The organism is Actinoplanes sp. NPDC026619 (assembly GCF_040638295.1).
In the GTDB taxonomy this organism is placed as follows: Bacteria; Actinomycetota; Actinomycetes; order Mycobacteriales; family Micromonosporaceae; genus Actinoplanes.
Map to the genome: position 1 here is coordinate 92105 of NZ_JBEZYA010000021.1, position 14677 is coordinate 106781.

Annotated in this window: 13 protein-coding genes; 7 read left to right on the top strand and 6 right to left on the bottom strand. The window is 71.0% G+C overall.

The features are described 5' to 3' along the window. Nucleotides 1-102: 102 nt before the first annotated feature. Together AB0E90_RS36280 and AB0E90_RS36285 are read left to right on the top strand one after the other, a co-directional pair. On the top strand, nt 103-750 hold the full coding sequence (locus tag AB0E90_RS36280) for a helix-turn-helix domain-containing protein (RefSeq protein ID WP_360416045.1): 648 nt from the start codon (nt 103-105) through the stop codon (nt 748-750). Next, entirely contained in the window at nt 747-1274 is a 528-nt protein-coding gene (locus tag AB0E90_RS36285; protein ID WP_360416047.1) for a GrpB family protein, read from the top strand. The genes AB0E90_RS36280 and AB0E90_RS36285 overlap by 4 nt, the downstream gene beginning before the upstream one ends. 203 nt (nt 1275-1477) lie before the next feature. Here AB0E90_RS36285 and AB0E90_RS36290 read toward each other — a convergent pair whose 3' ends face one another. From AB0E90_RS36290 to AB0E90_RS36305, 4 genes are all read right to left on the bottom strand, one after another. Beyond that, a complete protein-coding gene (locus AB0E90_RS36290) occupies nt 1478-2719 on the bottom strand; it encodes a hypothetical protein (RefSeq protein WP_360416049.1) in 1242 nt (413 codons plus the stop codon). 170 nt (nt 2720-2889) lie between these two features. Continuing rightward, nucleotides 2890-3675 carry an SAM-dependent methyltransferase gene (locus tag AB0E90_RS36295; RefSeq protein WP_360416051.1) on the bottom strand — a complete coding sequence of 262 codons (786 nt, stop codon included), beginning with the start codon at nt 3673-3675 and terminating at the stop codon, nt 2890-2892. Between the two features lie 11 nt (nt 3676-3686). After that, the gene (locus tag AB0E90_RS36300; protein WP_360416053.1) at nt 3687-4970 is read right to left on the bottom strand and encodes an FAD-binding oxidoreductase; all 1284 of its coding nucleotides are present in this window, start codon (nt 4968-4970) and stop codon (nt 3687-3689) included. After that, the gene (locus AB0E90_RS36305; RefSeq protein WP_360416055.1) at nt 4967-5425 is read right to left on the bottom strand and encodes an Lrp/AsnC family transcriptional regulator; all 459 of its coding nucleotides are present in this window, start codon (nt 5423-5425) and stop codon (nt 4967-4969) included. The genes AB0E90_RS36300 and AB0E90_RS36305 overlap by 4 nt, the downstream gene beginning before the upstream one ends. A gap of 231 nt (nt 5426-5656) precedes the next feature. Between AB0E90_RS36305 and AB0E90_RS36310 the strand changes: the two genes are divergently transcribed. Further along, nucleotides 5657-6862, top strand: coding sequence for a saccharopine dehydrogenase C-terminal domain-containing protein (locus AB0E90_RS36310; RefSeq protein WP_360416057.1), 1206 nt, complete (start codon nt 5657-5659; stop codon nt 6860-6862). An 86-nt stretch (nt 6863-6948) separates the two neighbouring features. Then, a complete protein-coding gene (locus AB0E90_RS36315) occupies nt 6949-7572 on the top strand; it encodes a VTT domain-containing protein (RefSeq protein ID WP_360416059.1) in 624 nt (207 codons plus the stop codon). Here AB0E90_RS36315 and AB0E90_RS36320 read toward each other — a convergent pair. Continuing rightward, complete coding sequence (locus AB0E90_RS36320) at nt 7569-9002, bottom strand: gamma-aminobutyraldehyde dehydrogenase (protein ID WP_360416061.1); 1434 nt, start codon at nt 9000-9002, stop codon at nt 7569-7571. The two genes, AB0E90_RS36315 and AB0E90_RS36320, sit on opposite strands and share 4 nt — an antisense overlap. A gap of 131 nt (nt 9003-9133) precedes the next feature. Here AB0E90_RS36320 and AB0E90_RS36325 point away from each other — a divergent pair, with 131 nt between their 5' ends. After that, a complete protein-coding gene (locus AB0E90_RS36325; protein ID WP_360416063.1) occupies nt 9134-12016 on the top strand; it encodes an ATP-binding protein in 2883 nt (960 codons plus the stop codon). On the opposite strand, the gene AB0E90_RS36330 is transcribed toward AB0E90_RS36325, so the two are convergent. Next, on the bottom strand, nt 12013-12879 hold the full coding sequence (locus AB0E90_RS36330) for a TIGR03560 family F420-dependent LLM class oxidoreductase (protein ID WP_360416065.1): 867 nt from the start codon (nt 12877-12879) through the stop codon (nt 12013-12015). The two genes, AB0E90_RS36325 and AB0E90_RS36330, sit on opposite strands and share 4 nt — an antisense overlap. A 219-nt stretch (nt 12880-13098) precedes the next feature. On the opposite strand from AB0E90_RS36330, the gene AB0E90_RS36335 reads away from it, so the two are divergent. Both AB0E90_RS36335 and AB0E90_RS36340 read left to right on the top strand, forming a co-directional pair. Further along, nucleotides 13099-13512, top strand: coding sequence for a YciI family protein (locus tag AB0E90_RS36335; protein ID WP_360416067.1), 414 nt, complete (start codon nt 13099-13101; stop codon nt 13510-13512). Beyond that, complete coding sequence (locus AB0E90_RS36340) at nt 13509-14666, top strand: sigma-70 family RNA polymerase sigma factor (protein ID WP_360416069.1); 1158 nt, start codon at nt 13509-13511, stop codon at nt 14664-14666. Before AB0E90_RS36335 ends, AB0E90_RS36340 begins: the two co-directional genes overlap by 4 nt. Nucleotides 14667-14677: the final 11 nt, after the last annotated feature.

Consider the following 14677-nt stretch of genomic DNA (forward strand, 5'->3'; position numbering starts at 1 on the left):
CCTCCGCTTCGAAACGGTAACGGCTAAGTTGAGGGCATTGCTCCGCTTTGTTGGCCTGGTCACAGAAGTTGAGGTCTAAGCTCCGCTTGTTAACCTTGGGGTGTGACGGACAAGCCTCTTCGCCGGGATGCCGAGCTCAACCGGCAGCGCATCATCGAGGCCGCCCGCGAGGTCTATGCCGCGCGCGGCCTGGCCGCCACCTTCGACGACATCGCCCAGCACGCCGGCGTCGGCATCGGCACCGTCTACCGGCGTTTCCCCACCAAGGAGGCGCTGCTCGAGGTCGCCCTGGAGGAGCGCCTCGAGGACCACGTGCGGGTCGCCGAGGAGGCCCTCGGCGCAGCCGACGGGTGGGCAGGCCTCACCACGTTCCTGCGCCGGGCCGCCGAGATGCATGCCGCCGACCGCGGGCTTCGCGACGTCGCACTCGGCGCCGACTTCGACGTCCGCCACGTCGAGAAGATGCGCGAGCGGGTCGAGCCGCTGATCCGCCGGCTCGTCGAGCGCGCCCGGGCCGACGGCTCGGTGCGCGCCGACCTGGTGGTGGAAGACCTGCCGCTGCTGCTGATGATGGTCAGCGAACTGGCCTACCACAGCCACGCCGTCCGCCCCGACCTCTACACCCGCTACCTGCAACTGCTCATCGACGGCCTGCGCCCGGCCCCGGAGGCAGGCGACCTGGGCCGACCGCCCTCAGCCGACGACCTCGAGACCCTGGCCCGGCACTGGCTGCCGAGCGCCCGCCGATGAGCAAGCGACAGGATCCGATCAAAATCATGCCGTACGACCCGGGTTGGCCCGACGCGTTCGAAGCGCAGCGTGCCGCCGTGGCGGAAGCGCTCGGGCCGTGGATCGCCGGCCCGGTCGAGCACATCGGCAGCACGTCCGTGCCGGGCCTCGCCGCCAAGCCGATCATCGACATGATGGTGTGCATCGGCGCCTACGACGACGGCCACAGCGCCACCGCCGCGCTGAGCCGGATCGGCTGGCTGCACGCCCCGGAACCGGGCGACGAGGCCGGCCGGAAGTGGTCGTTCTGCTTCCCGAGCATCGAACTGCGCACCCACCACCTGCACGTCTACGAGTCGGGGAACCCGCTGGCGCGACAGTTGCTCGCCTTCCGCGACCATCTGCGCAGCCACCCCGTCGACGCGGCCGAATACGCCCGGCTCAAATCCGAGCTGGCCGCCGCCGACCGCCACGACCGCCCGCGCTACCGCTCCGGCAAGGCCCCGTTCATCCAGGACGTGCTGCGGCGCGCCGGCCGACCGTAGGCGCTCCGCGGCTCGCGGCTCGCGAGCTGATCGCGCGCTGCACTTCCGCCTGGGCAACCAGATACCTTTCGCGGTCAAGGTGACGCCGGTTTCCTGGAATCCTGGAAGTTGGGGTCTCGGAGCGTCGCCGAGGCCCCGGTTTCAAGGATCTGGGTGGGCAGCTCCGCAGCCGCCGGACCCGGACGGCGACCTCGGAACAGGCCTCAGGCGGCGGCCGGGTGGGTGCCGGCCAGGCCGTGCCAGATGCGGTCGCGCAGGGCGTTGGCGCGGGCGCCCGGGAGGGTGGCGTGGGGGTCGCGGAGGATTACGCGGAGTAGGACGTTCACCTCGTCGTCGCGGATGGCCAGCCGTTGGCGGGACGCGGTGGGCAGGTCGGCTGCCGGTGTGGTGGAGCGGATCGTGACCTCCTCGACCAGGTCGGCATCCGGGCCGAGTAGCTCGCGGATGCGGTCGCCGAGATCCTCGGCGGTCACGCCGGCCGGCATGGCGAGCGACAGATCGCGGCGGGCCGCAGGTTGCGACGGCACCGGGCGGTACGGGTCCAGCGATGTCATCTGGCCGGCCACCCGCGGGTCGGCCGAGCGCAGCAGCCGGATGTCGCCGATGCCCTTGCGCAGCATCAGCAACCGGTCGAGGCCGAGACCGAGCGCGAGGCCGTGCAACCCTCCTTCGACCGCATCCGGCGCGGCGGCCCGCAGCACATGTGCCGCCGCAACGCCGCATTCGCCGACCTCCACCCACGCCTCGCCCGACCAGGCCTCGATCTCCAGGCCATCGGTGGTGTAGGGGTGAGTGGCCGGCCGGGTCCGCCACGGTCTGCCCGGCAACGCCGCGCCCAGCGCGACAGCGACGAGCTCGATCAGGCCCGCACGCCCGGCCGACCGCGAGACCGGTCCGCGGGTGGAGTCGTCAGCGACGGCCGGGTGGCGGGTGGAGGTGACGGCCGGGCGGTGGGTGGAGGTGACGGCCGGGTCGTGGGTCGAGTTCTCCCGGGTGGGCGGGCTGGTATCAAGGCGGTCGACGGGCCGGTCGGTGGCTATGCGCCAGAGGTCGAGTTGGTGGGGGGTTCCGGTGTGGAGGCGGTCGATGGAGTCGCGGCGGTAGACGATGCCGGGGCAGGCGATCAGGGCTTCGGGTGTGGTCAGGGTTCGAAGTGCGCCTGGGATCAGGGCGGACGTCTGGGAGCGCAGCATTCGGGTGGCGGAGACGTAGCGGGTGTAGCGGGCGTCGCGGGCTGCGGCGTCGGGGGAGTAGCCGAGGTGGTCGTAGTTGTCGGCTACGTCGACTATTCGTTCGCCGCGGTGGACGATCAGTGGGACGGCGGGCCGGTGGGCGGTGGTGGCAGCCAGGATCGCGTCGACGAGGAGCTGGATGGCGTGCGGGCCCTGCGCCGGGTCGGTCAGGTCGCGGATCGCCAGGTCGGCGGTGCGGGTCGGGTAGGACATCGGAACCTCCGTGGTGTGCGTGCCACGCGGGAGGCCGGGAACGAGAAAGGCCGCCCGTGGGGCGGCCAATGAGTCAAACGCGCAGAAGTCAGCCGGCCACCGAAAGGGGGCGGGCAAAAGAGGCGGCGCGGGACGTCATGTCACCAGGATGGCACCGCGGCGCCGAACCGTCACTCGGTTTTCCGGCCGACCGCGGCCCAGCCGCTGACCTCGCGGGCCAGTTCGGCGCCGGGGGCCGGCCGCCAGCGGTGGATCTGCTCGACGCCTGGCTCGACCAACGCCAGGCCGTCGAAGAAGCGGGTGGTCTCGGCGCGGGTGCGCCGGGTCTGCTTGGTGGCGACCTTGCTGTTGTAGCGCTGCTGGCCGGCGGCGGCCTGTTCGGCGTTGATGTCGCTGGCCGGCTGGGTGACGGCCAGGTAGCTGCCGGGCGGGACGGCGGCCATCAGCTGCGCGATGATCGCGGCCGGGTTCTCCTCGTCGGAGATCAGGTGCAGCACGCCGATCAGCAGGACCGCGATCGGTTTGCCGAAGTCGAGCGTTTCGCGTGCGGTGGCCAGGATCGGCTGCGGCTCGCGCAGGTCGCCGTCGACATAGGCGGTCGCGCCGTTGAGCAGGGCGCGGGCGTGCACCAGGACGATCGGGTCGTTGTCCACGTAGACGATGCGGGCCGCCGGGTCGACCTCCTGCGCCACCTGGTGGGTGTTGCCGGCGGCGGGGATGCCGGTGCCGATGTCGAGGAACTGGCGGACGCCGGCCTCGGCCGCCAGCCAGCGCACGGCCCGGCCGAGGAACTGCCGGTTGGCGCGGATGTCGTACAGGATGCTGGGGCGGACGGCGATGACCTCCTCGGCGGCCTTGCGGTCGGCCTCGAAGTTGTCCTTGCCGCCCAGCCAGTAGTCGTACACCCGGGCGGGGTGGGCCACGCTGGTGTCGAAATCGTACTGACGGTCACCCATGCCCGGCGACTTTAGTCCACTGACGACACTCGCGCGGGCCGCTCCAGCGCATCGCGCAGATTGGTGGCGTGCAGCGCGGCGTTGATGCCGATCCAGCGGATCGGTTCCGGCTCCCACTGCCGGGAGCGATGACCCACCCACGGCAGGGCGGTCCGGTCACTCTCGGTGCCGGAGATCAAATCCGCGAGTGTACGGCCGGCCAGGTTCGCAGCCGCGACACCGTCGCCCACGTATCCGCCCGCCCAGGCCATCCCGTCGGCCAGGCCGACCGAGGGCATCCAGTCGCGGGGGATGCCGAGCGGTCCACCCCAGCGGTAGGCGATCTCCGGCGTGATCCCGAACATCTCGGTGAGCGTGGCCGCCAGGCTGTCGAAGACGGCCGGGACCCGGTCGTACGACGGGTCGACGCGCGACCCGAAATGGTACGGCGCGCCCCGCCCGCCGAACGCGAGCCGGTCGTCGGCGGTCCGCTGGCCGTAGATGATCATGTGGCGCTCGTCGGCGAAGGTCTCCCGGCGCTTCAGGCCGATCCGCTCCCAGTCCGATTCCGGCAGCGGCTCCGTGGCGATCATCAGCGAGTAGACCGGCGCGAGCGCGCGGCGGTGCCCGGCGAGCCGGGCCGTGTAGCCCTCGAGCGCCCGCACGACCGTGCCGGCCCTGATCGACCCGCGATCGGTGGCGACGAGGCCGCGCGCGATCCGCTGCACCCGGGTGCCCTCGTAGATCCGGGCGCCGCGCGCCTCGACGGCGGCGGCGAGGCCGCGCACCAGCTTGGCCGGGTGCAGGGCGGCGCAGTGGGGGCTGTAGACGCCGCCGAGCACCCCGGTCGCGCCGCAGATCTCGGAAGCGGCGGCGGCGTCGAGAAATCCGGTCGTCCCACGCTGGCGGCGCAGCTGCGCCGGCGTACGCGCAAGGGTTATGGTTCCGCCCTTTGCGTAGTCGCAGTCGATGCCCTCGGCCGCCGCGGCTCGCCCGACCTCGTCGACCGCGTCCGCCAATGCCTCATGCATCGACGCGGCGCGCGAAGCGCTGAAGCGGCGGGTGAGCTTGGCCTCGGACACCGGGAAGAGGCCGGACGCCCAGCCGCCGTTGCGCCCGGAGGCGCCGAACCCGCAATATTCCGCCTCGACGATCGCGACCGACAGCTCGGGCGCGACCTGCGACAGGTAGTACGCCGTCCACAGCCCGGTGTACCCACCGCCGGCGATCGCCACGTCCACCGTCAGGTCGCCGTCGAGCGGCGGACGCGGCGTGATCTCGCCGAGGGTGTGCAACCAGTAGGACGGAGCGGTCATCGGGTTCCCCACGCGTAGGTCTGTTTCGCCAGCTTCAGGTACATGAACGTCTCGCAGGAGGTGACGCCCTTGATCGGGCGGACCTTCTCGTTGAGCAGGTCGAGCAGGTGCTCGTCGTCGGTGCAGACCAGCTCGACCAGCAGGTCGAAACCGCCGGCGCAGATCACCACGTAGTCGACCTCGGGGATGGCGGCGATCTCGTCGGCGATGGCGCGCAGATCGCCGTTGACCTTGAGGCCGACCATGGCCTGCCGGGCGAAACCGAGGGTGAGCGGGTCGGTGACCGCCACGATCTGCATGAGCCCGCCGTCGAGCAGCCGCTGCACGCGCTGGCGCACGGCCGCCTCGGAGAGGCCGATCTCCTTGGCGAGCGTCGCGTACGACATGCGGCCGTCGCGCTGCAGGTGCTCGATGATCTGCTTGTTGATCTGATCCAAAGCCAGGTCCGCGGTCACGCCGCGATTCTTCCCCGGGTGCGGGTGTACGGCAATGGAATCGCTCGTCCGGTTTGCCGTGATCAATGGAATCCGTACCGATCAAGCACTGGACATCCCTCCGCGGCGGACTTGGCAACTGCGTTTATCGCAGAGTTGATCGCTCTTGACAAGGGTTTCAGTGGTGTAGAGGCTCTTGGGGCACGGTTTCAGTGATCAGAAAGCCGTGATAACCCGAAAGGTGCGTTTCTCATGCGCGTCCTCGTTGTCGGCGCGGGCGGTGTCGGGTCCGCTGCGGCCGGCATCGCCCGCCGCCGCGAGTTCTTCTCCCGGTACGTCGTCGCCGACTACGACCTCGCCCGCGCGGTGCGGGTGGTCGATTCGGTGGCCGACGACCGCTTCGTGGCCGCGCAGATCGACGCGTCCGACGCTTCCGCGGTGGCCGAGCTCTGCCGCGCGCACGAGATCACCCACGTGCTCAACGCCGTCGACCCGCGGTTCGTCATGCCGGTCTTCGAGGGCGCGCACGCCGCCGGCGCCGACTACCTCGACATGGCCATGTCGCTGTCGCACCCGCACCCCGACGACCCCTACCACCGGACCGGGGTGAAGCTGGGCGACGAGCAGTTCGCCGCCGCGACGGCCTGGGCGGCGGCCGGGCGGCTCGCCCTGGTCGGCATCGGCGTCGAGCCGGGACTCTCCGACATCTTCGCCAAGTACGCCGCGGAGCACCTGTTCGCCCGGATCGACGAGGTCGGCGTACGCGATGGTGGGAATTTGGTGGTTGAAGGTTATGAGTTCGCGCCGTCGTTCTCGGTGTGGACGACGATCGAGGAGTGCCTGAACCCGCCGGTGATCTACGAGAAGGGCCGCGGCTGGTTCACGACCGAGCCGCTCAGCGAGCCGGAGATGTTCGACTTCCCGGGCGGGATCGGCCCGGTCGAGTGCGTGCACGTGGAGCACGAGGAGGTGCTGCTCATCCCGCGCTGGGTGGACGCCGGCAAGGTCACCTTCAAGTACGGCCTGGGCCGCGAGTTCATCGACGTGCTGCGCACCCTGCACAAGCTGGGCCTGGACCGCACCGAGCCGGTGCGCGTCGGCGCGGCCTCGGTGTCGCCGCGCGACGTGGTGGCGGCGGTGCTGCCCGACCCGGCCACGCTGGGCGACAAGATGAGCGGCAAGACGTGCGCCGGCACGCTCGTGAAGGGGCTGGGCAAGGACTTCGCGCCGCGCGAGGTCTACCTCTACCACCTGGTCGACAACGAGTGGTCGATGCGCGAGTACGGCAGCCAGGCCGTCGTCTGGCAGACCGCGATCAACCCGATCGTCGCGCTGGAGCTGCTCGCCGCAGGCGTGTGGAAGGGCACCGGCGTACTCGGTCCGGAAGCCTTTGATCCGATGCCGTTCCTGGACAAGCTGGTCGAGTACGGCTCCCCGTGGGAGATGCGCGAGCAGTAGCGCGGTGAGCGCCTGGACTTGATCGAATCCTGGGCGGCCTGCAAGATTCGTTCGTTCGCGCGACGGATCGACGAGAGGCCCCCCGGGTGCTGGAGCACGTACTGCCACTGATCTCGTCACCGTGGTTGTACGTGATCATCTTCCTGCTGGTGGCCGTCGACGGGTTCGTCCCGGTCGCCATGTCCGAAGCCGTGATCATCGGGCTCGGCGCGCTCTCGACGACCGGGCCGCCCCACCTCGTCCCGCTCGCGGTGGCCGCCGTCGCGGGCGGAACGGCCGGTGACCGGATCTCGTATTACGTCGGGGGCAAGGCGGGCGCGCGGATCACCGGCGGCAAGCTGGCCGCGGCGAAGTTGGTGGCCGAGCGGGCGCTGCTGCGGCAGGGCAGCGTCGCCCTCGTGATCGGCCGGTTCATCCCGTACGGGCGCACCGCCACCACGCTGACGGCCGGGTCGGTCGCCCTGCCGATGGGCCCGTTCCTGGCGGCCAGCGTGGTGTCGAGCCTGCTGTGGGCCGGTTACGCGATCGGCCTCGGCCGGGTGGGCGGCCTCGCCTTCGCGGACTCGCCGCTGCTGGCGGCCGCCTTCGGCATCGCCCTCGGTTTCCTGCTCGCCGGCGTCCACGCCACGGTCAAGCGCGTGGCCCGCGCGTTCCGCCGCCGCCCCGCCGAGGAGACCGGCCCGGTGCTCGTCAACTCCACTGGAGGCTAGCCGAGGGCGTGCATCACGTGCTTGAGGCGGGTGTAGTCCTCCAGCCCGTACACACTCAGGTCCTTGCCGTGTCCGGAGTGTTTGAAGCCGCCGTGCGGCATCTCGGCGACCAGCGGGATGTGGCAGTTGACCCAGACGCAGCCGAAGTCGAGGCGCTGCGTCATCCGCATGGCGCGGGCGTGGTCCTTGGTCCAGACGCTGGAGGCCAGGCCGTATTCGACGCCGTTGGCCCAGCGGACCGCCTCGTCCTCGTCGGTGAACTGCTGGACCGTGATGACCGGGCCGAAGATCTCGTCCTGCACCACCTCGTCGGTCTGGCGCAGGCCGGAGACGACGGTGGGGGAGTAGAAGAAGCCGCGGTCGCCGACGCGTGCGCCGCCGGCCGAGAGCACCGCGTGGTCGGGGAGGCGGTCGACGAAGCCGGCCACCCGGTCGAGCTGGCGGGAGTTGTTCAGCGGGCCGTAGAGCACGTCCTCGTCGTCGGCGGCGCCGGTCTTGGTGCCCTTGGCCTGCTCGGCGAGGGCAGCCACGAAGTCGGAGTAGACCCGCGGGGAGGCGAGCACCCGGGTGGCGGCGGTGCAGTCCTGGCCGGCGTTGAAATAGCCGCCGACCGCGATCGCCTCGGCCGCGGCCTCGATGTCGGCATCGTCGAACACCACGACCGGGGCCTTTCCGCCCAGCTCGAGGTGGGTGCGCTTGAGGTCGGCCGAGGCGGCCTGAGCGACCTCCATGCCGGCCCGGACGCTGCCGGTGATCGACACCATCTGCGGGGTGGGGTGGCTGACCAGCTGGCGGCCGGTGTCGCGGTCGCCGACGACCACGTTGAACACGCCGGCCGGGAGGAACTCGGCGGCGATCTCGGCGAGCATGACCGACGTGACCGGGGTGGTGTCGGACGGCTTGAGGACGACCGTGTTGCCGGCCGCGAGCGCCGGCGCGATCTTCCAGACGGCCATCATGAGCGGGTAGTTCCACGGCGTGACCTGCGCGCACACGCCGACCGGCTCGCGGCGTACGTAGGATTCGAAGCCGTTCATGTACTGCCCCGCGGACCGGCCCTCGAGCAACCGGGCGGCGCCGGCGAAGAAGCGGATCTGGTCGATCGCGGGCGGCAGTTCTTCGCTGCGGGTCAGGCCGAGCGGCTTGCCGGTGTTCTGCGACTCGGCGGCGACCAGCTCCTCGGTGCGGGCCTCGATCGCGTCGGCGAACTTCAGCAGCGCCTGCTGCCGCTCGCTCGGGGTCGTGTTGCGCCACTTCTCGAAGGCGTCCGAGGCGGCCGAGAACGCCCGGTCGACATCCGGCTTGCCGGAGATCGGGGCGGACGCGAACACCTCGCCGGTGGCCGGGTCGATCAGGTCCTCGTAGCGGCCCTCGGCCGGCGCGGCCGGAGCGCCGCCGATGAAGTTGTGCAGCACGGTCTTGGCGGTCACGAGATCTCCAGACGCAGGATCGGACACTTTCCGGCCCATCTTTCCACTGATTCCGTAGGTGACAAGAGGTTGAAGCGTCGACTTCCGTTAACACGCTCAGCGCTTGTCCTCGTCGGCCGAACTTGGAGGGAGTGGGGTCGACAGCGAGCGCGACGGGTGCCGACGGCCGGCTGAGCGATGCCGCCCGGCTGCGCCGCCTGGGTGACACCGGGTTGCTCGACAGCGGCCCCAGCGCGTCGCTGGACCGGCTCGCCCGGGCCGCCGCGCACCAGCTTCGCACCTCCCGCGCCCAGGTGTCGCTGGTCGCCGACGATCGCCGGGTGGTGGCCGGATCGGCCGGGCCGCCCGCGCCGCACACCTTCTGCCGGCTCGTCGTCGACAGCGACGCCCCGCTGATCTTCACCGACGCCCGGGTCGACGACCGGGTGGCCGGGCATCCGGCGATCGACGACGGCGTGATCGCGTACGCCGGATTCCCGATCCGCAGCCTCGACGGTTACCCGCTGGGCGCGTTCTGCGTGCTGCACGACGAGCCGCGCGACTGGGAGCCGCGCGACCTGCTGCTGGTCGAGGACCTCGCGGCCGTGGTGGAGGCCGAGATCGCGATGCGGGCCGAGGTGCGGGCGCACGCGAGCACCGCCCGGCGGCTGCAGACCGTCCTGGACGCCTGCCAGGACGCGTACGTCTCGATCGACACCACCGGGGTTGTGACCTCGTGGAACGCCGCGGCCGAGGGGCTGTTCGGCTTCACCGCCGCGGAGGCGCTCGGCACCCCGGTCGCCAACCTGATCATCCCGCCGCGGTTCCGGGCCGCGCACACCGCGGGACTGGCCCGGATCAACGCCGGCGGCCAGACCCGGCTCTCCGGGCACCGAATCGAGCTGACCGCCCGCAACCGCGCCGGCCACGAGTTCCCGATCGAGATGACGCTGCAGGTCGACGCGTTCACGTTCCACGCGTTCCTGCACGACATCAGCGGCCGGGTCGCCGACCGCCGCCAGCTCGAGCACGAGCGCACCTTCCTGCAGGCGCTGCTGGACAGCCTGGACGTGGGGGTCGCGGCCTGCGACGCCGACGGCCGGCCCACGCTGTTCAACCACGCGATGCGGGAGATCAAGTCCGGCGAGCACGGCCTCTGCTCCCCGGACGGCGCCCCGCTGGACCCGGGCGAAGCGCCCCTGGCCCGGGCGTTCCGTGGCGAGATCGTCGACCGGCAGCACGTCGTGGTCGTCCCGCCCGGCGGCGCACCGCAGCATTTCCACGCGAACGCCCGCCGCATCGAGACCCCCGACGGCCAGCGGATCGGCGCGGTCGTCGCCCTGCACGACATCACCGACCAGCGGGTCGCCGAGCGCTCCCGCGACGTCCGGTACGCGGTGGCCCGCGCCCTCGCCGACGCGGAGAGCGCCGAGGAGGCGGCCGGCCGCACCGTGGCCGCGGTGGCCCGCGCGCTGGGCTGGGTCTACGGCGAGTTCTGGCAGACCGACGAGGAGGCCGGCGTCATCAACCGGGTCGGCCACTGGTCCGAACCCGGGCACGACCTGGGCGCGGTCACCGACGGCCGGCCGTTCTCGGTCGACCGCGGCGTCGGCCTGGCCGGGCACATCTGGCTGACCGAGGCCGAACTGTTCGCCGCCGAGGCCGCCGACGACGCCCGGCTGCTCACCCGGGCCGACCAGATCCGCGCGGCCGGCCTGCACAGCGCGCTCGGCGTGCCGGTCCGCTCCGGCGACCGGATCCTCGGCGTGCTCCTGCTGTTCAGCGCGGACGTCCAGGAGTACGACGCCGACGTCAGCGACCTGCTCGAGCTGATCGGCGCCCAACTGGGCCGCTACCTCGAACGGCGCCGCTCGGAGGACCTGGCCCTCGCGCTGGCCGCCGCCCGGCGCGACTTCGACCGGGTGATCGAACAGGTCAACGACTACGTGTGGACGGTCGAGGTGCGGCCGGACCGGACCATCGGCTCGATCTACGCGAGCCCCGACGGCAGCGGCGTGTTCGGCGAGGAACTCACCATCGAATGGGACATGGCGGCCGCCATGCACGGCCGCGTCCACCCCGACGACCAGGAGGCGTACGACGAGTTCGTGGCGAAGGTGATGGACGGGCAGCCGGCCGAGAACGAGATCCGGCTGATCGGCACGGACGGCGTCACCCGCTGGGTCTGGACCCGGGCGATGCCGCGGCGCGAGGGCCGGAAGCTGCTCCTCGACGGCATCAGCACCAACGTCACCGAACGGCACCTGCTCGCCGACCAGCGCGAGAAGCTGCTCACCGACCAGCGGGCCCAGAACGAGAAGCTGCGCCGGGTCGACCGGCTCAAGGACGAGCTGGTCGCCCTGGTCAGCCACGAGCTGCGTAACCCGCTCGGGGCGATCCGCAGCTACACCGAAACGCTGCTCGACGAGCCCGACCTGACCGCCGACCAGCGGCACCTCGCCGAGGTGATCGACCGGCGCAGCGCCGACATGCAGGCCATGGTCGACGATCTCCTCGACCTGGCCCGGATCGAGGCCGGGCAGCTGCACCTGGAGGCGCGGCCGCTGTCGATGACCCGGCTGATCCGCGACGTGCTGCAGGGCCTGCAGCCGGCCGCCGACGCGAAAGACCTGGTCGTCGAGGTGGCCGGGCCACGGGAGCTGCTCGCCCAGGCCGACCCGATGCGCCTGCGGCAGGTCCTCGACAACCTGGTCTCCAACGCCATCAAATACACGCCGGCGGGCGGCCGGGTGACCGTGACCGCCCGGCACGACCCGCCGCCACCCGGCAACATGGGCGACGGCGACGTGACGATCGAGGTCACCGACACCGGCATCGGCATCCCGGCCGACCAGTACCCGCACCTGTTCGACCGCTTCTTCCGGGCGAGCAACGCGGTGCAGCAGGGCATCAAGGGCACCGGCCTGGGCCTGGCCATCACGAAGGCCATCGTGGACGCCCACGGCGGCACCCTGACCGCCGGCCCGGCCCCGGACTCCGGCTGCACCTTCACGGTGCGGCTGCCCGCCCTTTAGAACTGGGTCAGCACCTCTTCGGCGAAGCGCTGCAGTGGCTCGTGGTCGTAGGCGACCCGGGGAATGTAGAAGATCACATAGTCGGCGCCGGCCTCGACCACCTGCTCGACCTTGGCAATCGCCTGCGACGTCGACCAGGTCAGGTCCACCTCGACCGTGGTCGACTTGGCGATCGTGGAATAGTCGCGGCCCTGGCGGTCGCAGTGCTCCCGGAGCACGGCCAGCTTCTGGCGGATGATCTCCGGGTTGCCGTTGCCGACGTTGCTGCCGTCGGCGTACTGCGCGACCAGCTTCAGCGTCACCTTCTCGCCGCCACCGCCCAGCCACAGTTGGGGGCGCCGCATCGGCTGGTTGATCGGCCCGTCGATGCGGTAGTGCTTGCCGGTGAAGACCGGGCGTTCCTCGGTCCACATCTGGTGGACGATCTCGACGGCCTCACGGAACGCGGCCATCCGCTGCGGCACGTCGGCCCACTCGTAGCCGTACGCCTTCCATTCGTGCTCGTACCAGCCGGCGCCGAGCCCCGCGTAGAGCCGGCCGTGACTCGCCACGTCCACGGTCGACGCGATCTTGGCGTACAGCGAAGGCTGCCGGTAGCCGTTGCAGCCGACCATCTGCCCGATGTTGACCCGCGACGTGTCCCGGGCCAGCGTCGCGGTGGCCGTCCAGACCTCGAAGACCGAGTTGATCGTCGGCTCGGGCACGGTGTGGAAATGGTCGTAGAGCCAGATCGAATCCCACGGCCCGGCATCGGCGAGCTTGGCCACCGCCGTCATCGCCTCATACTGCTCGACCGGGTCGGCGATCTCGACCAGATCCATCTTCCAACCCTGCGGCACGAAAACCCCGAAGCGCACACTCATACCGCGAACTTAATCCACGCGATCATGCCGGGCCGGGCGGATCAGGTTCGTCTCCGCGAAGATCCAGCAGAGGTACGGCGTGACGACCGCCTTCGGCTCAGTCTGCCGTCGGATCGTCGCGCACCGGAAGCTCTCCACCGCCGCAGTGTGACATTCATGTCGAGCGGGGTGGCTCGGCCTCGTCCCTGGGGTAGAGGATCCGATCAAGGAGGTTTTGACATGCCGCGCTACCTGCTCATCGTCGACTACCGGCCGGGCGACGACGCTACGCCGATGGACCGGTGGAAGCCGGACGAGGTCTCGGCGCACATGAACTACTACAACGTGCTGAACGACGCGCTTCGCGACAGCGGAGAGCTGGTCGGGGGAGAAGCGCTGACCGAGCCGCGGTTCGGCCGGGAGGTGGTCTCCGACGGGAAGTCCGACCCGGTCGTCACCGACGGGCCGTTCGCCGAGGCCAAGGAGATTCTGGCCGGCTACCAGATCGTCGAGGTGGAGTCGGAGGCGCGGGCGATCGAGATCGCCGCTCTGGTCTCCGCGGTGCCGGGGCCGGGCGGGGTGCCGCTGCGGCAGCCGGTCACGATTCGGCGGGTCATGGACGACTCCGACTTCAAGGAGATGACCGGGCTGTGATCTCCCCGCTGTTGCGCGAGCACGCCCCGGTGGTGCTGGGTGTGCTCGCGCGGCGGTGCGGGTCGTTCCCCGACGCCGAGGATGCGGTGCAGGAAGCCCTGCTCGCCGCGCATCTGCACTGGGAGAGAACCGGCATCCCTGACAACCCGCGCGCCTGGCTGCTGCAGACCGCGACTCGGAAGCTGATCGACCAGATCCGCGGTGAGCAGGCCCGGCGGCGCCGGGAAGAGACTGCCGCCCGCCTGACCACGGAGTCCGACGCCTACCCGGCCGACGACACGCTCACCGTGCTGGCGATGTGCTGCCACCCGGATCTCACGCCGTCGTCGCAAATAGCGCTCACCCTGCGGGCCGCCGGTGGGCTCACCACCGCGGAGATCGCGGCGGCCTTCCTGGTGCCGGAGGCGACGATGGCGCAGCGGATCAGCCGGGCCAAGCAGAAACTCAAAGGCCGGCCCTTCGGCCGCCCCGAGGACCTGACGGCGTTGCGCCGGGTGCTTTACCTGATCTTCAACGAGGGGTACGTCTCGAGCACCGGTCCCGCCCTTCAACGGGCGGAGCTGTCCGCCGAGGCGATCCGGCTGGCTCGCAAGATCTGTCACGTCGACTCGGAAAGCGCGGCCCTGCTCGCGCTGATGCTGCTCACCGACGCCCGGCGGCCGGCCCGCACCTCGGCCGGTGGTGACCTGATTCCGCTGGCGGAGCAGGACCGTACAACTTGGGACCGGTCGTTGATCTTCGAGGGGACCGCGATCCTGGACGCCGCCGCGGGCCGGGGAATGGTCGGCGAATATCAGCTGCAGGCGGCCATCGCGGCCCTGCACTGCCGGGCGCCGACCTTCGAGACGACCGACTGGCCGCAGATCAACGCTCTGTACGGCCTTCTCGAGCGGGTCACCGGCAATCCGGTCGTCTCGCTCAACCGGGCGGTGGCGGTGGCGATGGTCGATGGGCCGGCGGCCGGGCTCGCCCTGCTGGACGAACTCGCCGACCGGCTGGAGCAGAGTCATCGCGTCGATGCGGTCCGCGCGCACCTGCACGAACAGGCGGGTGATCCACAACAGGCCGCGCGGTTGTACGCTGCCGCCGCGGCCCGAACCACCAGTCTGCCCGAGCGGCGGTACCTGACCACCCGGGCCGCGCGATTGCGGTGACACCTCGGGGG